This is a genomic window from Colwellia meonggei (assembly GCF_057537295.1).
The window spans coordinates 209482-229737 of the sequence record NZ_BAAJLZ010000001.1 but is presented as its reverse complement, the minus strand read 5'-3'; the positions used below and the strand labels follow the sequence as shown (position 1 = coordinate 229737).

The window sequence follows — 20256 nt, the reverse complement described above, 5'->3', positions numbered from 1 at the left end:
CTTCAATTAACAAGTTACTTTTCATACTCAATGTCACTGACATACCAAATTTTCTCACCTGTAGGCGTATTTACCGCCACCTCATCATCCACTTGTTTTTTCAAACATGCCCGTGATATGGGAGAATCAATTGAGGAATAATCATTACGACCGTAAATTTCTTCTGGGCCAACTATGCGAAACTTTAACGTTTCGCCATCATCATTTTCTAAGCTAACCCAAGCGCCAAAAAATACTTTACCTTCTTGTTGGGGGCCGTAATCAACAATTTTTAGTTCTTCAAGAATTTTACGCAAATAGCGAACGCGGCGATCAATTTCACGCAAACGCTTTTTATTATATTGATAATCAGCATTTTCACTTCGGTCGCCTAAACTAGCGGCCCATGAAACTTTCCGCGTTGTTTCAGGTCGTTCTTCTCGCCAAAGTTTATCTAATTCTTGTTGCAGTAAAACATAGCCAGGTCGGGTAATTAGTTTCGTTTTCATAGTGCAGATATGGAAGTATTAATAAGGTAATAAGCGCAATAGCTGATGATATAGTGAATTGTTATATTGCGCTAGTCTGTCAACTCTAGGCTAAAACTAACACATAAGCCACCTTGGGCACGGTTATATAGCCGCAGCTTACCTTGATGACCAATAACAATTTCATTACACAGCGCTAAACCAACGCCAGTGCCTGTTGCTTTCGTGGTAAAAAAAGGTAACAGCGCTTGTTGTTGTTGTTGAGTACTTAACCCTGTGCCGCGATCAAAAATATTAAAAGTTAATTGTCGACCTTGCTGCTTCATTTCAAAACCAACATCTTCATGTGCCGATCCTGATTCTTTAGCATTTTTTACTAAGTTGATTATCACTTGTTCAATTTGCCCCGCATCGAACATTGCTTGTTCGCGCACAACATCACAGTAGCAAGTTACGCCAATTAGAGTTTCAATTTGTTGAAAAAAGCTGCTTAAATTAACCGATTTTAAGTTGGGCTTAGGTAAGCGAGAAAAACTAGCATATTGCTCAATAAAGCCGTGTAAATGGCTGGCTCGATTACCAATGGTTTCTAACACGTCATTTAACATATGACTATGCTCAGGTTGAGCAATAATTTTTTGTGCAGAACGCGTAAGCGATGATATTGGCGCTAATGAATTATTTAATTCATGGCTAATTAATCGAATCACTTGTTTCCACATATCAGTTTCTTTACGAGAGATTTCATTAGTCATATTTTTATAAAGATATAACTGATGCTCACGGCCATTGAGTGTAAATTGTTGGCAATTGATGTTATAAACCAATGCTTGGTCGTCTAATACATCGCTAACTAACCCTTCGCTTCGTTCAATTGTCGCCGTTTGTAATACCGGTGTAAGATTAGCTATTAACTGTGAAAAGTCGCCACCTTCAAGTTTACGGGTTTGGCGAAACATTTCTTTGGCCGCTAAATTGCTATAAACCACTTTGTTGTTGCTATTAACCAGCACCATAGCAACTGGTGTACTTTGTATAACGGTATCAAGCAGTAACTCACGTTGAAAAATATCCATACGTTCATTACGTAATACGGTGGCGAGTTCATTATAAATTTTGACTAAATTGGAAACTTCCGTGTAGTTTTGGTTATGAATAGTAAGACTAAAATCGTTATCTTTAAAAGCATCAATACCATTATCTATTGCAGAAAGGGTTTTAGTAAGTGGTGCTAAACACCATTTTGATAACAATAACAATATCATCAAAAAACCAAGTGTAATTAACAGCACCGGCGCACTAAAAAAATGAAATTCTCCAGGAAAATTTGCCAATATCACACCATAAAGCAGCATGATAAAAGTACATGTTAGATATAAGCGCAGAAATAACGAACGTTTTACCATTAACTGGCTATCTCAAATTTTTTCATTCGACGATAAAGCGCGGAGCGACTAAGCCCTAATAATTTAGCGGCTTCAGAAATAACACCACCGGCATCAGCTATTGCGTGCTGAATATCTTGAGCAGTGATCTCTTCAGTATTCGTCGATAGAGAAGTTGATTCAGGTAGCTGAACATTTAACGCCAGAATTTTTTCATCAATAACCGTATCACGCGCAAGCAAAGACGCCCGCTGCATAACATTTTTTAATTCCCTGATATTACCTGGCCAAGTGTAATGCTTCAGCGTTAAACTTGCTTGCTCGGTCAATTGATATTTTTCCCCTAAAAAATGTTCGGCCAAAGGCAGTATATCTGCTTTACGTTCATTCAACGCCAACAAAGGTAATTCAATAACATTTAAGCGATAATATAAGTCTTCTCTAAAATCGCCATTAGCAATGGCAGTTTTTATATCAGCATTGGTTGCACTAATAATGCGAACTTTTACTTTTAAGGTTTCACTACCACCAATACGTTCAAATTCACCTGTTTCAAGTACTCGAAGTAATTTCGCTTGACCGTCTAATGATAAATTACCAATTTCATCAAGAAATAAGGTACCTTTGTCTGCCAGTTCAAAACGACCGATACGACGTTTAGTACTGCCTGTATAAGAACCAGCCTCAGCACCAAATAATTCTGCCGCCATCAATTCTGGCGAGAGCGCACCAACATTGACCTTTATAAAAGGTCCTTGGCTACAGCTAGAGTTAGCCTGCACGATTTCAGCTATTTTCTCTTTCCCTGCACCGTTTGGTCCTGTGATTAATACCGAAACATCAGCATGTGCAACTTGTGTGGTGATTTGCAATAAATTAAACATGGCATCACTTTGATAGCGAATACCACATAAATCATATTGCTGTGCCAATTCTCGTTGCTGACGGTTATGTTTCAGTGCGCTTTTACGATGAGCTTGCTGTAATTCACTAAGCTCAATTAAGTTATTAACCGTTACAATCAGCTTATCGTCGTCCCAAGGTTTTGAAATATAATCACTCGCACCCGACTTCACTAATTCTACTGCCGTTTCCAAATGCGTCCATGCCGTCATCAATATTATTGGCAAGTCAGCAAAGCGGCCGCGAATTTCATTGAACAACTCAATACCTTCTTCACCTGAAGTGGTATCTTGGGTGAAGTTCATATCTTGTATCACGAGATCATAGTGAGCATTTTCAAGTGCGCAAAGCCCTAACTCTGGTGTTAAGCAATGATCACACTCCAAATTATTTATGGTAAATAATACCTTTAGCGCATGGGCAATATCTGGATTGTCATCAATAATGAGTATTCGAGCTTTCATTTCATTCCTTTCGATTTTCTTACAGCTTGATGTTAACGCATGTAGCTTAACTTTAAAATTCAATCAGATAAGTTAAGCTACATAGAAATAACATTATGCACCACGCGTTACGATCGCTGGGGCGATATTGGCGGCACGCTTAGCTGGAAACCAAACCGCTAATATATTCACCACCCAAAGTAACAGTGCCGTCATTAATAGCACGCCTAAATTGAAAAAGTTTTGTCCTGCTTGCTCTGATAATTCAAAGGTAATCGACAAAGTTACTGCAACACCTATGACAAGTCCGATCAAAGTTAAGACACTGTTTTCAGTCAAAAAGTAACGCATAATATCGCTTTTCTTAGCACCTAACGCACGGCGAGTGCCTATTTGCTTACGTTTTTGTGTCACTTGAAAAGCGGTTAACCCTGTTATCCCTAAGCCGGTAATAATTAATAAGACTAAACTCAATACTAAGAAAGTTAATGCTCGACTACCACGACCATCATACATACGCTTTTGTGTGCGTTTTAATAGCTCACTTGAATTAATATAACGACCACGCTCTAAGTAAAATACATCAATAATATCTTCTAGTAATGCCACCGCTGTGCCTGGTTCAACTCTCATTAAATAGTGTGGTTGTTGATTTTGATTCCACTTAACTTGCGGGCGAATAATTGAATGATACGATTTACCGCGACCATTCAAACGCTCACCGGTCATAAAGTTACTATAAACACCAATAACTTTAACAGGATCAGCACTTTTCGCTAACCATATAGTTTTACCTATAGCAGAATCATCACCAAATAAAACTTTCGCCATGTCTTGGCTGATCATCACTTCAGATGCACTTTGTGGTGTTAAATCAATTTCACCCTTTACAACATCACTGGCGGTAATTAAGCGACCATCAATCAAGGAAAGTTGTAATACATCAATAATTTGCTCATCTGACTCAAATACTACGGTTTTAAAACCTTGTGCGTCTTCCTCTGTTGCTAAATAAACATCAATCATATTTTCAGCGGTAAAAGGCACAGCGTTTGATGGTGCGGCATTAATGACAGCGGGAATGTCTTTCACTCGTTTAAGGTCATTAAACATTGCTTGACCAACATCTTGATTATCATCAAAAAATTCTGGTGAAATACGAACAATATCGTTATGTGGGATACCTGAAGGTACATTCCACTCTTGTAATGTTGTCGTGGCAACTAATACAGAGCTACTTAAGACCCCCATAGTGAAAGCAATTTGAATTATCATCAACATTGCCATAAATTTATTTTGCTTCAATCCAAGAAAAATAGGTTTAATATCCATGTTTTTCTCCTTATTGTGATTTCAATTGGCTAGCAGGCGGTACATTACAGAGGCGCCAAATGGGATAAATACTGGCGACTATGGTGCATACAATACCTGTTGCAAAGGCATTACCTATCATCACCCAATTTAATTGAAATAACGGCTGAATATCTTCAACACGTACCGTGTAATCCGATGAATAAATACGAATATTCAACATGCCCTGCAAGCCAAAGTAAGAAATAACAATACCAAGCACTCCGCCTAAGAAACCAATAATGATCACCTCAAGTAAATGTTGCATGATAATAGTCTTCTTTTTCGCACCTAAAGCTCGACGTAAACTGACTTCCTTTTTACGGCGCATAAATTTAGCCAGTAAAATCCCAACCGCATTTAATAAACATACGGCAAAAAATAGTGTCGCTAATACAGAGAAAGTATTAAGAAACTGGTTACGGCCGTTAACATAATTATATTGATCGTTGAGGTTTGTTAAGTACATTTCTAATTCCCGCGGGAAGCGGCCTAAGGCTTTTTCACTCTCCATATAACTCATAATTTGCTGACGATAATCTGTAACTTTTGCTTCAGGTACTTCTGCCCAAAACGTTACCCACGCACATTCAGAGTTAATTAAGCGGTCTTTATTCTCAGTACGAAACGAACGAGAAATGTCTGCATTAGCAGCCCAACAATCAAAGCCAGCACTGCGTGGCAGATTGTTATCCATTGCAAAAGTATAAGGAATAAAGAAATTATCAGGATAACCCGGCCAAAAACTACGGTTATAAAATTTGCTGTTTAAATACCAAGTATCTAAAACACCAATAATTTTCAAAACATGGGTGTTGATACGAACGCTTTCACCAACGCTATTACGGCCACCAAAAAGCTTATCATTCATTAACTTACTAATAATAATAACTGCTTCACCACTTTCTTCAGTGGCTTTATCCCAACCATTTCCATAAAGAAATGGTGTTTCAAACATAGTGAAAAAGGTGCTATTCACCACAGCAGCGGTGGTTTGCAACGGATTAATGTTTTCATCTTCAACATTTAAAATGCCATAGGTAGACCAATTAAAACTTTGCTTTACACCCGGCATTTCAAGCTGCATCAGGTTTAATGTATCTTTATAGGTAGTGTCAACCATACGCGCTTGATGCTCTACAGCATCGGCAGTAATTTCACGGTTATCCATTTGTAGTAAAAAAATATTTTTACTTTTATGTGCCAGTGGTACCTGGCTACTTTGATAACTCATGGTTTTTACTGTCGTATATAACCCTAAACCCGTAGCTATGGCGAGAATGGTGAGCAAGGTTAGCGCAGGTCGTTCTTTCAAACTTTTCAGCGCTAACTGAAAATTATAACTGAACATGATTAACTCCTATGCGCTACGAATAACATCATCAGCAACAGACTTTTCAATATCACTGACTTGGCCATCAAAAATTTGAATATTACGATGGGCACGACGCGCTAGTTGGTCGTCATGAGTCACCATAATAATAGTCGTACCTTTGCTATTAATATCTTCTAAAAGCTCCATGACTTGCTGTGCCATTAATGAATCTAAATTACCGGTTGGTTCATCAGCCAACAAAAATAATGGATCACCAGCGATAGCACGAGCAATGGCAACACGTTGTTGTTGCCCACCAGAAAGCTGCGTTGGTAAATGCTGCATACGAGATGCTAAACCAACAGTCTCAAGTGCATGCTCAATACGTTCTTTACGTTCTTTTGCACTCATACCCCGGTAACGTAATGGAACATCAACATTGTCAAAGAGGGGTAAATCAGGCAAAAGATTAAAGCTTTGAAAAATAAATCCGATTTTTTGATTTCGAATTTCTGATAGTTTGTCATCACTGAGTCCTTTCACGTTTTGGCCATCTAGAAAATAATCGCCTTCTTCGAAGGTTTCTAGTGCGCCGGCTAAATTTAAAAAGGTTGTTTTCCCTGAGCCTGAAGGGCCGGTAACGGAAACAAATTCACCACTTTTAATATGTAAATCCACCTTACGTAAGGCATGTGTTTCTACTAATTCTGTACGATATATTTTGCTGACATTTTCCATTCTTAACATTTGCTTTTCTCCTAATTAGTCAGATAGATTTGTTCGCGATTATTGAAGACATCAATGCTTGAGATAACAATTTCATCACCAGCATTTAAGCCAGATACCACCTCAATTTCGCCAATACTACGGGCACCTAAAGTGACCTTCTGGCGTGTTGCATTGCTGCCATTTACTTGATAAATGATTCGCCCACCGCCACTTTCAACAAATGCACCTCGGCGAACTTTTAAAATATTTTCTTTTGATTCAATTAAGATACGAGCACTAACACGCTGGTTTTGACGTAAGCTTGCAACTGTTTCAGCATTAAAACGTAAGCGTCCAACAACTTGTCCATTAGTCACTTCAGGGGAAATAGCCACTAATTGACCATCATGCTTCTCACCGTTAAAGCTAATTTCTGACGCTAAGCCAACACCTAGATCATCAGCAAAGCTTTCAGGAATATTCACCTCTACTTCGAAAGCGCTTAAATCAATAACCGTGATTAATGAGGTATTACTTGCAACGCTGTCTTTTTCGCGAATATTGACACTACCGATAATGCCATCAGTTGGCGCGAATAAGGTTAGTTCGTTCACTTGTCGTTGTAGGTCATTAACAACAAACTGCTGACGATTAAGCTGTGATTGACGGGTTTTTAATTCAAATTCCATGCTCTCTTTTTGCAAATCAAAACTTTGCTTAGCATGTGCATGCGATAAACTTGCGCGTTTAAACTCTGCCACTTTTTCTTCATATTCTTTTTTACTTATCAGTGAATCTTTGATGCTGGTGACAGCACGGTCTTTATTCACCTTTGCAGCCTCTAAATTTACCGCTGACATTTCTATGGTTTGCTGGTTATTTAACTGCGTAGTTTTCATTTCAATACGTTGGCGGCCAACTGCTAATTCTAGTTGCTCGAGTGTTGCCAATTCTTGTTCATATTGGTTTTTCAACTGTGGGCTATCAACTTCAGCTAGTTTTTGATTCTCAGTAACTGTGTCACCGGCCTTAACAAATAAGCTGACAATACCAGGAGCCGTCGCGTATAGCGTTGGGCTATTGGCAGCAACAATACGGCCTTGCACACCAATGTCTCTCTGCAAGTTACCTTTTTCTACCACAGCAAAACGTAAACGCTCTTTCGAGATAGCCATATCTGAGCTAAACATATTGTTAAATTTAGGTGCAATATAGAAACCTATAGCTGCTACTGCCAACGTTGCAATTGCCACCTTAATTATCAGTGATTTTTTTTTGCCCGTTTGAGCAATCTGTACATCTTGACCAGAAGTATCTTTTAACATTTTCTTTTCCCTGAAACTTATTGTCATATGAGGGGTGCTTTACTAGACGATATAGCACAAACAATGCCAAAACATAATTCATTGATATTTATATAAAAAATAAAACTCGTACTTGTGCGAACAAGTACGTGTTCGCAAAACTTTATGTGCGAACAGTGTCGGCTATGAACGAAAATTTAGTGAAGAGCGATGGAATGGATAAAAAAATACCGCGATTTTTTCGCGGTATTTTCAAGGTTTTATTAAGCTTTCAACTTAGGCTTGATTAGGAATGATCTGAATTTCAACTCGACGATTAAGCGCTCGACCGTTAGCAGTGGCATTATCGGCAATAGAGCGTGTTTCACCATAACCAATGGTTTTTAAACGGCTAGCAATAATGTCTTTATTGGTTAAATACTGCTTAACACTGCTGGCACGTTGTTCAGACAAATTCTGGTTGAATTGCTCTGCACCTTGGCTGTCAGTATGACCTTCAATACTTAATAGAGTTTTCTCATACTTGTTTAATACGCGGGCAATGTCGTCCAAAGTATTGTAAAAACCTGACGTTATGTAAGCCTGACCTGTAGCAAAAGTTATATTGGCAGGCATAATTAAACGTAAATTATCGCCTTCCCTCACTACTTCTATTCCTGAGCCAGCTAACTCATCACGAAATTCTTGCTCTTGCTTATCCATATAATCACCAATGGCCGCTCCTGCAATAGCACCAATAGCTGCGCCCCAAACGGCGCGTTTATTTTTATGGTTGCTGGTTGATTTACCTAACACCGCACCAGTAATAGCACCTATTGCCGCACCTTTTTCAGCATTGGTACTAGCACAGCCGGTAATTGCCAATGAAAGGGTAATAAGCGATGCCATAAATGTTTTTTTAAGTGATAACGTGGATTTATTTAACTGCATGATAAATATCCTAAAGAGATTAGCTTTGTTGTCATCATACCAACTCAAGCTGAATAATTGATGAACAAAAGTTATTGCTCACATAAAGTGATTAACGTTAATTGAACATTTTAATACGTTAGATATAAAAACACCACGACAAGCGTGGTGTTTATAAATAAGGTATTAGGTCAGTTTTTTTCCAGACTAAAACTAAGTACCTACCTCAATGTCAGCAATATCACAGTCACACATTTGTGAAATGGTGATCATTCGACAAACTACTTATTCAAATACTGAATCAACCGCAATTACTTCAACGTTTGTCGCTGGCAATGTGAGTTTATAGCTTTCGATTACTTTATCGGTTGCTAATAACTCAGCAGGTTTCTCTGAATTATACTTCAACGGTGAAACTTGTTCTGACAATAGGCGCTTTTTCATATCTTCACCATCACCAGAAATAAATACATAGTGAATATCATCCGTCTGCAAGTTTTCTTTAATAACACGATTCACATCAGCCAAAGTTAATTTAGCAAACTGTTCTCGAACATATTTAACAAACTCATCTGTTTGATAAAACTCGCTATCTAGTGCATAACCTAGTTGTTGGTCTTGGCTAGCCACTAATTGTGGTGCATAGTTTGTTAAGTAGTTACGCGTGGCTTGAAAGTCTTTTTCGCTCATGCCGTTTTCAATTAGCTTGTCCAGCTCATATAACGCGGCACGTGTTGCAAAGTGTGCGTCATTGTTTGAACGTAATGGACGTAACCATACTTGGAAAATTTGGCTTGAACGACCTAAGTTAGCATCAGGCTTGGTTTGGAACATACCACGCGGGAAATACTCAATATAAGAATAATCACCGTAGTTCATTCCACGTGCTTGGCGTATTTGTTGGTACAAATAGCTATTTGAACTTCTGTGCTCACCAAAGTATGAACGCACTAACCAAAGTGCCGCCCAATCTTTATCGTTACGTATGGTGTCAATTGGAAAACCGAAAGAAACCGCTGTTGATTGTGCATTTTTCTCAACAATTGTTGCATGATGGCCTTTTAATACCGGTGCTTTCGCAATCGTTAAGCGCTTTTCATCGCCTTCAGGTAACACGGTTAAGTCTGCCATTAGTTGTGCTTTTAAGTCACTTGGCATAGCGCCTGTAATACCTAAATGCAACTTAGCTTGCGTTAACTGTGAAGCGTAAAAAGCTTTCACATCATCAAGAGTAATTGCTTCTAAATCAGATAAATCGCCGCTATTAAAGTTTTCATAAGCATGGCCTTGGTAAAGCTCGCTATAAAGCACTTCTTTGCCTAGCTCTTCATCATTTGAAGATTTTAAACCCGACTTAATACCATCAATCAACTCCTTTTTCAGGCGTTTAAAGTCATCTTCGCGCCAGCCAGGATTCAATAATTGATCACTAATTAACTGATACCATTGTTCGGCATTATCTTTGTGAACGCGACCAGTAAACGACATCATTTCTTTATCAAGTTGCGAAGAAAAACGTCCCGCTAAAGGATATAGCCCTTTTTGAATATCTTTATAGGTATGTGTTGCTGAGCCACCACGCGTTAGCATTTGTGCAGTTAATGCCGCGACTCCTTTTTTACCCACTGGATCAGCTGCTGCACCTGTATAAAATAAGAAATTAACATCAATTAACGGTGAGTCATTAGTTTTATCTAATACAGTAAATTGTGCCGTTTTAGGTTGTGCATTATCTGCTGCAATTTTTGCAACAGCAGCATCTAAATCAACTTCTTGCGCAAAAGCATCAACTTTATCTAATGCTGATAAGGTAACGGTGGTGCGGTTATCGTCAATAAAGTATTTATTTGCAACGCGCTTAATATCTTCAGCAGAAATATTATCAAAGCTATCATATAAGTGATTTATGGTTTCTGGATCACGCTCAAAATGCATATAGCTTGCTAACGTTGATGCGATTGATTCTGATGAATCTAAGCTATTGACAAAGCTATATTTTAAATTTGATTTTAAGTTATCTAATTTTTCTGAAGAGACTAATTCTGTACGTGCTTGAGCATAAGTTCGGTTAATAGCGTCACGAACGGTTGCTAAGTCTTTTTCTTCATTCACCTTAATAAAAACATGGCGCAAACCAGCATCTTTAGTTTCAGGGTTATAGTTAAACATTTGGCTCGCCAATTGCTTATCAACAACTAATTCCTGATATAACGCTGAGTTATTAGAGAAGTACAATTCTGAAATTAAATCTAATGCTGCACGATCTTTCTCTTTTGGTTGCCAATCAGTGCCTTTATAAGAAACTAATAACCAGTGGCCAGGTAAACCATCAAACTTTTCATGAACATAACGTGGTGCAGTCTGTGCCGGCTCTTGTGCTATATCATTAACAAAATCGCCTTTTTTCCAGTTACCCCAGTGCTTCTCAACCATGGCCATAGTTGCATCTGGCTCAACATCACCAACGATTACCAGTGAAACATATTCTGGTTTGTAAAATTGCTTAAAGAACTTTTCACCGTAAGCTAATTGTTCAGGCATAGCTTCAACGTCTTCAAAAAAGCCCATTGTTGTATGCTTATAGGTATGAGTATCAAAAGCTTCTTTGCGAACTGCCGCTAATAACTTACGAATTGGGCTGGCGTTATTTTTTAAATATTCACCCTTAACAGTCAAAGCTTCGGTTTTAAATTGTGCGTCAGTATATTTGAGGTTTTTAAAATGGTCCGCTTGAATTTCTAAAACCTTATCTAAGTGATCTTTAGAAAAGTCTAAGTGATAATTCGTATAATCGTTGGTGGTATATGCGCCGTTATCTACGCCGGCATTTTTAAACAAGTCGGCGTACACATCTTGTGGGAATTTTTCAGAGCCTTTGAACATCATATGCTCGAAAAAATGTGCAAAGCCAGTTCGGCCTGCCTCATCCTCATCACGAGAACCAACAGAAACCGGAATTTGCACTGACACTAAATCTGGGTAATCCGTTTTGACAATGAGTACTCGTAAACCATTCTCTAACTCTTTAAAAACATAGTTTTGGCTAAATACTTTATTTTGATTTACTTCAACAGCTGCACTTTCTGGTGTTGAATTTTGATTGTTTTGTGTCGCAACACAAGCTGAGAGAGTCAAGCTAGCTACAATGGCCGCTGCTAAATATTTAATTTTCATTATCGATCCCTTTATTGTTATGCTGCTATCTTATGAAACTCGCTAGTGTTTTTCATCACTTTAACAATAAATTTACAATATTTTCTGTAACAGAATACATACAACTCAAACTTTAAGACAGGCAATAGCGAGGAATTTTCTTATGAATGGTAATTTCAACGGTAAAACGGTCATCATTACGGGCGCTTCTGCCGGGGTTGGCGCCGCCACAGCTAAAGCTTTTGCAAGACTAGGAGCCAACCTAGTATTAGTCGCCCGCGGACAAAAAGGGCTTGATACAATAGCTAAAGAGCTTGAAAAATGTACTTCAGTGCTCACAGTCGCTATGGACATCAATGATGCCAACGCTAATGAAGAGTTATTGCTAAAAGCATTCCAAAAATTTGGCTCCATCGATGTATTAATTAACAATGCAGGATTTCATCAACGTGGCGATGTTGAGTTAAATCAGGCCGACAAATTAGCACAAATGGTTGATGTTAATTTACGAGCCCCCATTCAACTATCTACGCTAGTACTACCCTATATGCGCAAAGCTCAAGGCGGCGCTATTGTTAATGTCGGTTCTTTAGCTGGTAGAACTCCATTGCAAGGTGCGGCCACTTATGCCGCTACCAAAGCTGGTTTGCGAGCGTTCACTTATTCAATATCAGACGAATTAAAAGGTAGCAACATTAATGTTGGTATAGTATCGCCAGGCCCAATTGATACCGGTTTTATTATGTCAGAAATAGATCTGGTGGAAGATATTGTATTTTCTCAGCCAATGAGCAGTGCGCAACAAGTCGCAGATGCAATTATTAGCTGTGCGCTTGGAGAAGCTGTGGAAATTTCATTACCAAAGGCCAGTGGTTGGCTAACGACTATTTCCTATTTATTTCCGACATTAAGAAGAGTGTTACGGCCTGCACTTTATCGCAAAGGCCGCAAGGCTAAAGAAAAATATAAAAATATTAACAGTTAAACCAAACTTCTTACTTAGTTTTAACTATTCGCGTTAAAACCGGCGTTTGGCAAACATCAAGCACCGGTGGCGGCTTCTTAAAGAAAAAAGCATTTTCACGCTTAATACGCTCTTCTAATTTAGTAGCGAATAGTTTGCTTTCAGTATTTTTCACTTCTAAGTGAATCTGTTGCTCTTGTGGTAAATCAGCCATCATTTTCATCGAAACAATCGGTGTATGTGTTGAACTGGCAACTTCCTCTTCACCTTCAATTGTAGCTGTGCGAGTAATCGCTTGTACGTGATTCATTCCATAAACAACTCGGCCGAAAATAGTCATAATTCGATCTAAATATCTTGGCGCTTGACCATTAGTGATATAAAAGTGACTTGATGCTGAATCAGCATCATTGCCACGCGCCATCGCAATAACGCCAGGACAATGGGTTAACCAAGCTTTTTTCTCACTAGGATTATGTGCTAAAGCAAAGCCATCTTTAAACCCTGTTTTTTCAGCAAATAAATCTTTGTTTTGCACTAAGGTAAATGACCAATCTTTATCTGTTTGCCATTCTCCTTCAAGTTTAAGCAAAGGCACTTCACGATCGGCAGGGCTATCATCTACAGGACCCGCTTGCGCAACAAAACCGTCAATTACCCGATAAAACTTATTGCCATCATAATGTTTCGCCTTAGTTAAACGGGTAAATTGTTCAACATGTTTAGGAGAAAATTGTGGTGCAAGTTCAAGCACAACTTGCCCATGTGGCAATGTCATCACCACCATATTTTCAATCGCGACTTTACGCCATTCATCTTTGTTTTTAATAGCATTTTCAGCAGCAACTTTTGCCATTATTTGTTCTTGAACACTTTGTTCAGCATTGACAGTATTGCTAGAAACAATAGCCAAACTACTTAACGTCAGCAGCAAACTCGAAAAGGTTTTTTTAAACTTCATGTGATGCCTTTATTATTATATTTATTTTCAGAGCAGTATTAGCTGCTTACACCTTACTTTCTTTAGTAAATCAGATCATAGATATTGGTGCTAGTTTTTCCTTAAAAAGATTGCGGCAAAATCAATTATTGGCGTAATCGCGAGCAATTGATACCATATATCCTGACATAAAATTTTAATCTTTTTAATATTACGGAGTTTTTGTGAATAAGAGCGTTATCACTAACTTTTCAGCCCTTTTAGCAGTTTTTTTTGGCTATTTTTTGACTAATAACATTCTTTTCACTGTTGGTTTATTTGCCTTATCAGGTGCCATAACCAATTGGCTAGCTATACATATGTTATTCGAGCGCGTACCTTTTCTTTATGGCTCGGGCGTTATTCCTGCACGCTTTGAAGATTTTAAAATTGCCATACGTAATTTAATGATGGAACAATTTTTCACTGAGGAAAACATTGATCGCTTTTTAGCTGGCAGTGATAACCCTGCAACCGCGATTGATTTAGCCCCTGTAATTAACAAAGTTGATTTGTCTCCAGCCTTTGATAATTTGGTTACAGTTGTTGAACAATCTTCATTTGGTGGCATGTTAGCTATGGTTGGAGGCACAGAAGCCTTGCAACCGATGCGTGAACCTTTTATTGAAAAAATGCGCGCTTCGGTAATTGATATTAGCCAAAGTGAAGAGTTTAATCACATTCTACGAGAAGAATTAGAACAGCCTAATGTCATGGCTGGTATGCGAGATAAAGTCAGTGACATTATCGAAAAACGGCTAAATGAATTAACGCCACAGTTAGTCAAAGAGATAGTACAAAAAATGATTCACGAGCATTTAGGCTGGCTTGTGGTTTGGGGCGGTGTTTTCGGTGCAATAATTGGCTTTATAGCGTCAGTAACGGGTAATATTTGACAAGTTACATAATTTGAAACAGATAAAGGCTAGTCATTTAAATCCAATTAACTACACTCAGTAATTCTAAAAATAAAAAATTATTAGGAATTATCACTAATGCCTGTACTTTCTAACCTACCAATACGTCTTTTTGTTATTAGCACTGTGCTTTTTCTTACGCTGCCGACAATGGCAAACGAACTAAAACTAACCGATAGGACCGCTGCAGACATTGAACTTGATGAATATAGAAAGCCTACTGAAATCATCAATTTCACGGGGGTGGAAAAAGGTGACAAAGTACTAGATTTGCTGGCAGGCGGTGGGTATTACTCGGAACTTCTGGCACATGTTGTTGGTAAAAACGGTAAAATTACCCTACAAATTCCTAAAGCATATCTGAGCTTTATTGGTGATGAGCTAGACAAACGCTTGGCAAACAACCGCTTACCTAATGTTAATTACCTGCTTAGCGAAGCGAGCAACTTACATTTACCGCAAAATTACTACGACAGTGCCTTTTTAGTGCTGGGTTACCACGATATGTTCTTTACTGACGGTGACTGGGATTTTCCAACGGCTACTGTTATGCCGCAAGTGGCAAAATCGATAAGACTAGGTGGTAAACTACTGGTTATTGACCACCAAGCAGCAAAGGGGCGTGGTTCAAAAGACACAAAAACCTTGCACAGAATTGAGGCTGATTTTGTTATTGATGACCTAAAAAAATATGGCTTTAGCTTAGTTGAACGTTCAAAGCTTCTAGAAAATAAGCAGGATAAACACAATATTTCAGTATTTTCTCCGCAACTAAGACGCAAAACAGACCGTTTTGTATTGTTGTTTGAACGGGTAAAATAGCCAACATGTCACGATAAGTTAGTTATTGTGACATAGCTCCTGACTTTGTAGTAAGTCAACAAAAGACAATATATTCACCTACCGCTTTAGTCTTTTTCGGGAATAGGTTTCTTTCCATTAAATAAAACTAAGTGTTAACTATAAGTTACAGCTAAATTGACACCCCACTGACAATCAAATATAAAAAGTAAAGCTATATAAATCAACACTTTAAAAAGCAAAAAAATCAATAAATAGCGTTAAGTTATCAGCTAGATTTATTTCTACTATTTTCTACTGATTATTTTAATCTTTATGCTTTAATTTTCGCCGTATTGCCGTTATGCTTGCCCTTTAATCACAGGGATTATACCGGTGACTTAACATAGGTGTTAATTCACTTAATTCCCTCTCTTCGTAAAAAGGTAAACCCAGAAATGTTTGGTAGCTTAACGGCGTTGCCTGCCGATCCTATTTTAGGCTTGTTGGCTAAATATCGTGAAGATTCAAATTCTCAAAAAATCGACTTAGGTGTTGGTGTATACAAAAATGAAGCAGGCCATACCGCTGTTTTAGATTGTGTAAAAGCCGCTGAAAAACATCGACTCGAAACCGAAGATACCAAAGTTTATATTGGCCCAACCGGTTCACCGCTATTTAACGAAGAAATGAGCAAGTTAGTATTCGGTCACCATAAAGTGTTGATTGAAAACCGTGCACGCACAGTTTCAACACCAGGCGGTACTGGCGCATTACGCGTTGCTGCTGAATTTATTAATTCATGTAAAGCTGGTACCACTATTTGGGTAAGTAATCCAACATGGGCAAACCACACAGGTTTATTTCAAGCCGCAGGTTTAACAGTAAAAACATACCCATATTACGATTACGAGAACAAAAATCTTGATTTTGACGGCATGCTTGCAGCGTTAAAAGAAGTGAAAGCTGAAGATGCCGTATTACTACATGCCTGTTGCCATAACCCAAGTGGTATGGATTTAAATAAAGAACAGTGGCAGCAAGTAGCTGAAGTAGCTAAAGACATAGGTTTCCTGCCGCTTGTTGATATGGCATACCAAGGTTTTGGTGAAGGCCTAGATGAAGACGCGTACGGTTTACGCTTAATGGCTGATAGCGTTAAAGAGATGATTGTATGTAGCTCTTGTTCGAAAAACTTCGGCTTATATCGTGAACGTATTGGTGCTTGCACCATTATTGGTGAAAGCTCGCACAGTGTTGATGTTGCCAATTCAGTATTGTTAACAGTGATTCGCTGTATTTATTCTATGCCACCAGCGCACGGTGCGGCAGTTGTTGAAACCATTTTACACTCTGACGAATTACGCACTCAATGGCATAGCGAATTAAAAGAAATGCGTGATCGCATTAATGGCAATCGCCAGTTATTGGTAGATAAGCTTGTTGAAAACGGGGTAACTCGTGACTTTAGCTTTATTCCACGCCAGAAGGGCATGTTCTCGTTCTTAGGCATAACGCCTGAACAGGTTCAGCAATTACAAGACGAGTACAGTATTTACATGGTTGGCTCTAGTCGCATGAGCATCGCCGGCATTGCCAATAGTAATGTTGATTACTTAGCGCAATCAATTGCCAAAGTACTATAAGTTACTACTGTTATAAAGCACAAAAAGCCGCTGTTATTAGCGGCTTTTTATTATTTTAAAAACAGTACCTTAAAAGCAGTTTTTAATTATTATGAATTAACTTCATTGGGTGTGTTGCTATTTTAGCGTGAATTTTCTCAGCGAACTTATTATTAATACGGCTGAACAACTCATACAATGCATAAAATAAAACAAACAAGCCAATAATAATCAGTAAGCTTTTGCCACCGGATAAATCGATAAGTAAGTCCCTAAAAACAATGATAGGGTGATGAATAATATCAGTACTTTCTAAACGCTGAAAACGCCCTAAATAAACTCCTATTGCCGCTAAAAAATGAATACTAGGTATAAACGCTTTACTTAAAAAACCTTGATTAACTTGTTGTAAATATTTATCAGCCCATTGAATGGAAATAACATAAAATTCAAAATTAACCAACAGAAAAACGGTATAAAAGGGCACCAACACCAAGACTAAATATACCGTTGAAATATTAGGTGATTTTACCGCTGCGATAAAATGAATAATATCCGTTAAGACATAAGCACTGTTAGGTAAAAAAGCAATAAATACCAGCGTTAATAACCACCATAATACCGTGCGATGGTGGCTAACTTTAAATAAGTAAAAAGCCAATATAAATGGAATAAATGCAAGTATAAAATTAATTACAACGGTAAAGTGCACCGGAACAGAGTTCATTAAACTTCCTTGTTACTTGAGGTTTCAAAGTTAAACAGTGTTTGCCAGTCGTTTTTCATATCAACTACTTGCCAGTTTAGTTCTTGAGCAAATTTCAACGTGCTTTTGCCAAAATGAAAACGCGGATCAGGGCCATATTTATATTCTCTAACATCATCGGTATGATGAATAAGAACACATAATGACTGCTGTGTAGTTCGCGCCCATCGCAACATTTCAACATCACCTAAACTATTACCAAAAGCTGCAATAGGGCGTTTAGCCAATCTTCGTTCAATACCTAAAACTTTACCTGAGCGATATTCAAAAGAAAATGGCATCGCTTCTAGTTTGACTGCCAGCTCGTTATCACGCTTTGATAATCGAGTTCGACTACTACTGGCAATAATACGATTTTCAGGTACGTTATAAACCTCATCAGCCCACGGACGAATAAAGTTAGCACTGCCGCCAGACACTATATAGTTAGTAAAGCCATGCTCGGTAAAAAGCTGTAAGACCTCTTGCATAGGTTGATAAACAAGCTCGGTATATTTGCGTTTATACCTCGGATGTTCTGCCTTTGCTATCCATTGTGCAACCCGTTCTCTATATTCATCAGTTGTAATGCCAGCGCGAAAATACCCCACTAGCATTTTAGTTAAACCACCTAAATCTTTAACGCCGCGAATGCTCCAATTCACTGCTCGCTTTATTTTTGAAGCATCCTCAAGCACATCGGCATCTAACAGCTCTTTTTTATAGAACGCCATTTGAGCTAATAACGGTTTTTCAACCCACAAAGTTCCGTCATTATCAAAAGTTGCTATACGCTCTTCTTCAACAACGAAATGCTCTGATTCAGGTGTCGTAACTTGTTCAACAAACTCTAATATACGTTGTTTTACTTTACCTTCATGCCATGAAGGTAAGGGGTCATGATTATTATTTCTCATTAGGTTTACGGTGTTATAGCTGCAGCTGTTTCGCTATCTTCTTTAGGCGGTACAGGTTTAATTAAAATATCAGAATCAAAGCCGATAAACTTACCACTCCAAATAAACACTTGCCAAACCAACACACCAAACGGAATATAACCAAAATAACCTAGTAACGGCATTTCAGAGAAGATATGAATAACATTGACGTAAGGAATATCATAAATCCAATAATTAGGGTTAGTGACGGGCAATGATGCATTGGCGCTACTACCATAATTCCACATTTCCCAAAATAGTCCGTTAAGTAGCGACGAAACACCAATTAGCACACCTGCAGTCCAATTACCTTTTGCAATGTCGGTAAACGGGTTCCAAATATTTAAGCGCATTAAAATACCTGTCATTACCGCATATGGCCCAATCCAAACAGCCCAAAACAACTCATATGGCCAATACACCATTGCTGCAATTAATACTGAACCTATGAATATCATATGGTTACCATTAAGCGCCATTTTGGGGCCATTTTGATATCTTGCTTTCATTTTCGGAAAAGTGTGAAGTAAATTAAACCATTGAAATAAAACCGGAGTTACCGTTGAATAGGTAATTAGAAACTCAATCGTTATTACAGTTTGAGACCAACCTACTTTGTCTGCATTAGGGTAATACCAATTCCCTAAAACAAAATAGTCGTAATATTCAAAATACAGCCAGCCTACAATTGAAATTCCGGCAGCAATTAACAATGTTAAAGGTTTTTTGGAAAATAATGATGCGCCATTGTTTCGTTGATAAACAATACCATCAAGAAAGAAAATAAAACCCCACCATAAAGGCGTAAAGGCCCAATGCACTAAATTGCCAAAAGGAGTGACACGGGTCCACATTAACCACCAGAAGAAACCCATAACAATACCGCCAGCCCAAAACCACCATGGCAAAGATACTGTTGATTTCGGCCTTGGCTCAACTGACGCACCTTTAAAACCAAAGTATTTTGGTACTAATATCAAACCTCCAATATATATCACACCTGCCAGCATCACTAAAAAGTACGGTAAACTAAACCCTGGTGCACTAGCAACAAATTGCGGCGGAAAAACGCCAAATTTAGGTGGTAGGTGGTTGGGATATATAAACCAAGCGACAACAAGCGGGATCAATAGGGTCAGTAAAACTGGCCAAAGTAACTTCCATTTCATTAGGCGACTCTCTCGTTATTATTATAAGTACAATTAATATTGCTAAAGTAACAAGCGCTTGTAGTAAAGTAAACCTACAAAAAAAGATTAACAATAAGAGAAAAAAGCTAATAACATCAAATGCTTTTGAAATATTTTACATTAGTTCAATAATTCCAGCAGTAATCCTGGTTGACCTCTTAAAAAAGAAGTAAAAAAAAGC

The 20256-nt window shown here is 38.2% G+C and carries 17 protein-coding genes; 4 read left to right on the top strand and 13 right to left on the bottom strand.

From position 1 onward, the window contains the following. Nucleotides 1-14: 14 nt before the first annotated feature. From greB to AC27E9_RS01010, 9 genes are all read right to left on the bottom strand, one after another. Complete coding sequence (gene greB / locus AC27E9_RS01050; protein WP_487126430.1) at nucleotides 15-488, bottom strand: transcription elongation factor GreB; 474 nt, start codon at nucleotides 486-488, stop codon at nucleotides 15-17. Nucleotides 489-559: 71 nt separating this feature from the next. Next, nucleotides 560-1801 (bottom strand): sensor histidine kinase, encoded by a 1242-nt coding sequence (locus AC27E9_RS01045; protein WP_487126428.1) that lies wholly within the window; start codon nucleotides 1799-1801, stop codon nucleotides 560-562. Between the two features lie 71 nt (nucleotides 1802-1872). After that, nucleotides 1873-3219: a sigma-54-dependent transcriptional regulator gene (locus tag AC27E9_RS01040; protein ID WP_487126426.1), complete on the bottom strand. Its 1347-nt coding sequence runs from the start codon at nucleotides 3217-3219 to the stop codon at nucleotides 1873-1875. A gap of 93 nt (nucleotides 3220-3312) precedes the next feature. Further along, nucleotides 3313-4530, bottom strand: a complete 1218-nt coding sequence (locus tag AC27E9_RS01035; protein ID WP_487126424.1) for an ABC transporter permease — start codon at nucleotides 4528-4530, stop codon at nucleotides 3313-3315. A gap of 10 nt (nucleotides 4531-4540) precedes the next feature. Next, nucleotides 4541-5899 carry an ABC transporter permease gene (locus AC27E9_RS01030; RefSeq protein ID WP_487126422.1) on the bottom strand — a complete coding sequence of 453 codons (1359 nt, stop codon included), beginning with the start codon at nucleotides 5897-5899 and terminating at the stop codon, nucleotides 4541-4543. A 9-nt stretch (nucleotides 5900-5908) separates the two neighbouring features. Further along, nucleotides 5909-6610, bottom strand: coding sequence for an ABC transporter ATP-binding protein (locus AC27E9_RS01025; RefSeq protein WP_487126420.1), 702 nt, complete (start codon nucleotides 6608-6610; stop codon nucleotides 5909-5911). An 11-nt stretch (nucleotides 6611-6621) separates the two neighbouring features. After that, a complete protein-coding gene (locus tag AC27E9_RS01020; RefSeq protein ID WP_487126418.1) occupies nucleotides 6622-7896 on the bottom strand; it encodes an efflux RND transporter periplasmic adaptor subunit in 1275 nt (424 codons plus the stop codon). Between the two features lie 255 nt (nucleotides 7897-8151). Continuing rightward, nucleotides 8152-8763, bottom strand: coding sequence for a YiaD family glycine zipper/OmpA-like lipoprotein (locus AC27E9_RS01015; protein ID WP_487128249.1), 612 nt, complete (start codon nucleotides 8761-8763; stop codon nucleotides 8152-8154). A gap of 306 nt (nucleotides 8764-9069) precedes the next feature. Then, nucleotides 9070-11958 (bottom strand): M16 family metallopeptidase, encoded by a 2889-nt coding sequence (locus AC27E9_RS01010; RefSeq protein ID WP_487126417.1) that lies wholly within the window; start codon nucleotides 11956-11958, stop codon nucleotides 9070-9072. Between the two features lie 142 nt (nucleotides 11959-12100). Between AC27E9_RS01010 and AC27E9_RS01005 the strand changes: the two genes are divergently transcribed. Then, nucleotides 12101-12922, top strand: coding sequence for an SDR family NAD(P)-dependent oxidoreductase (locus AC27E9_RS01005; protein WP_487126415.1), 822 nt, complete (start codon nucleotides 12101-12103; stop codon nucleotides 12920-12922). A 10-nt stretch (nucleotides 12923-12932) separates the two neighbouring features. Here AC27E9_RS01005 and AC27E9_RS01000 read toward each other — a convergent pair whose 3' ends face one another. Next, nucleotides 12933-13862 (bottom strand): peptidylprolyl isomerase, encoded by a 930-nt coding sequence (locus tag AC27E9_RS01000; RefSeq protein ID WP_487126413.1) that lies wholly within the window; start codon nucleotides 13860-13862, stop codon nucleotides 12933-12935. A 203-nt stretch (nucleotides 13863-14065) separates the two neighbouring features. Here AC27E9_RS01000 and AC27E9_RS00995 point away from each other — a divergent pair, with 203 nt between their 5' ends. The 3 genes from AC27E9_RS00995 to AC27E9_RS00985 all read left to right on the top strand — a co-directional run bounded on the left by AC27E9_RS00995 (nucleotide 14066) and on the right by AC27E9_RS00985 (nucleotide 17223). Beyond that, the gene (locus AC27E9_RS00995) at nucleotides 14066-14776 is read left to right on the top strand and encodes a DUF445 domain-containing protein (RefSeq protein WP_487126411.1); all 711 of its coding nucleotides are present in this window, start codon (nucleotides 14066-14068) and stop codon (nucleotides 14774-14776) included. 99 nt (nucleotides 14777-14875) lie between these two features. After that, complete coding sequence (locus tag AC27E9_RS00990; RefSeq protein WP_487126409.1) at nucleotides 14876-15619, top strand: class I SAM-dependent methyltransferase; 744 nt, start codon at nucleotides 14876-14878, stop codon at nucleotides 15617-15619. 416 nt (nucleotides 15620-16035) lie between these two features. Continuing rightward, nucleotides 16036-17223: an amino acid aminotransferase gene (locus tag AC27E9_RS00985; RefSeq protein WP_487126408.1), complete on the top strand. Its 1188-nt coding sequence runs from the start codon at nucleotides 16036-16038 to the stop codon at nucleotides 17221-17223. Between the two features lie 82 nt (nucleotides 17224-17305). Here AC27E9_RS00985 and AC27E9_RS00980 read toward each other — a convergent pair whose 3' ends face one another. The 3 genes from AC27E9_RS00980 to AC27E9_RS00970 are packed head-to-tail and all read right to left on the bottom strand — an operon-like array spanning nucleotide 17306 to nucleotide 20054. Continuing rightward, complete coding sequence (locus AC27E9_RS00980; protein ID WP_487126406.1) at nucleotides 17306-17929, bottom strand: DUF1361 domain-containing protein; 624 nt, start codon at nucleotides 17927-17929, stop codon at nucleotides 17306-17308. Beyond that, a complete protein-coding gene (locus AC27E9_RS00975; RefSeq protein WP_487126404.1) occupies nucleotides 17929-18864 on the bottom strand; it encodes an HAD family hydrolase in 936 nt (311 codons plus the stop codon). Before AC27E9_RS00975 ends, AC27E9_RS00980 begins: the two co-directional genes overlap by 1 nt. A 5-nt stretch (nucleotides 18865-18869) precedes the next feature. Continuing rightward, nucleotides 18870-20054, bottom strand: coding sequence for a hypothetical protein (locus AC27E9_RS00970; RefSeq protein WP_487126402.1), 1185 nt, complete (start codon nucleotides 20052-20054; stop codon nucleotides 18870-18872). Nucleotides 20055-20256 lie beyond the last annotated feature (202 nt).

Bases quoted from the DNA above. Each gene is read 5' to 3' on its own strand.
- greB (WP_487126430.1), bottom strand. From the start codon at position 488: ATGAAAACGAAACTAATTACCCGACCTGGCTATGTTTTACTGCAACAA.
- AC27E9_RS01040 (WP_487126426.1), bottom strand. From the start codon at position 3,219: ATGAAAGCTCGAATACTCATTATTGATGACAATCCAGATATTGCCCAT.
- AC27E9_RS01035 (WP_487126424.1), bottom strand. From the start codon at position 4,530: ATGGATATTAAACCTATTTTTCTTGGATTGAAGCAAAATAAATTTATG.
- AC27E9_RS01030 (WP_487126422.1), bottom strand. From the start codon at position 5,899: ATGTTCAGTTATAATTTTCAGTTAGCGCTGAAAAGTTTGAAAGAACGA.
- AC27E9_RS01025 (WP_487126420.1), bottom strand. From the start codon at position 6,610: ATGTTAAGAATGGAAAATGTCAGCAAAATATATCGTACAGAATTAGTA.
- AC27E9_RS01020 (WP_487126418.1), bottom strand. From the start codon at position 7,896: ATGTTAAAAGATACTTCTGGTCAAGATGTACAGATTGCTCAAACGGGC.
- AC27E9_RS01015 (WP_487128249.1), bottom strand. From the start codon at position 8,763: ATGGCATCGCTTATTACCCTTTCATTGGCAATTACCGGCTGTGCTAGT.
- AC27E9_RS01010 (WP_487126417.1), bottom strand. From the start codon at position 11,958: ATGAAAATTAAATATTTAGCAGCGGCCATTGTAGCTAGCTTGACTCTC.
- AC27E9_RS01005 (WP_487126415.1), top strand. From the start codon at position 12,101: ATGAATGGTAATTTCAACGGTAAAACGGTCATCATTACGGGCGCTTCT.
- AC27E9_RS01000 (WP_487126413.1), bottom strand. From the start codon at position 13,862: ATGAAGTTTAAAAAAACCTTTTCGAGTTTGCTGCTGACGTTAAGTAGT.
- AC27E9_RS00990 (WP_487126409.1), top strand. From the start codon at position 14,876: ATGCCTGTACTTTCTAACCTACCAATACGTCTTTTTGTTATTAGCACT.
- AC27E9_RS00985 (WP_487126408.1), top strand. From the start codon at position 16,036: ATGTTTGGTAGCTTAACGGCGTTGCCTGCCGATCCTATTTTAGGCTTG.
- AC27E9_RS00980 (WP_487126406.1), bottom strand. From the start codon at position 17,929: ATGAACTCTGTTCCGGTGCACTTTACCGTTGTAATTAATTTTATACTT.
- AC27E9_RS00975 (WP_487126404.1), bottom strand. From the start codon at position 18,864: ATGAGAAATAATAATCATGACCCCTTACCTTCATGGCATGAAGGTAAA.
- AC27E9_RS00970 (WP_487126402.1), bottom strand. From the start codon at position 20,054: ATGAAATGGAAGTTACTTTGGCCAGTTTTACTGACCCTATTGATCCCG.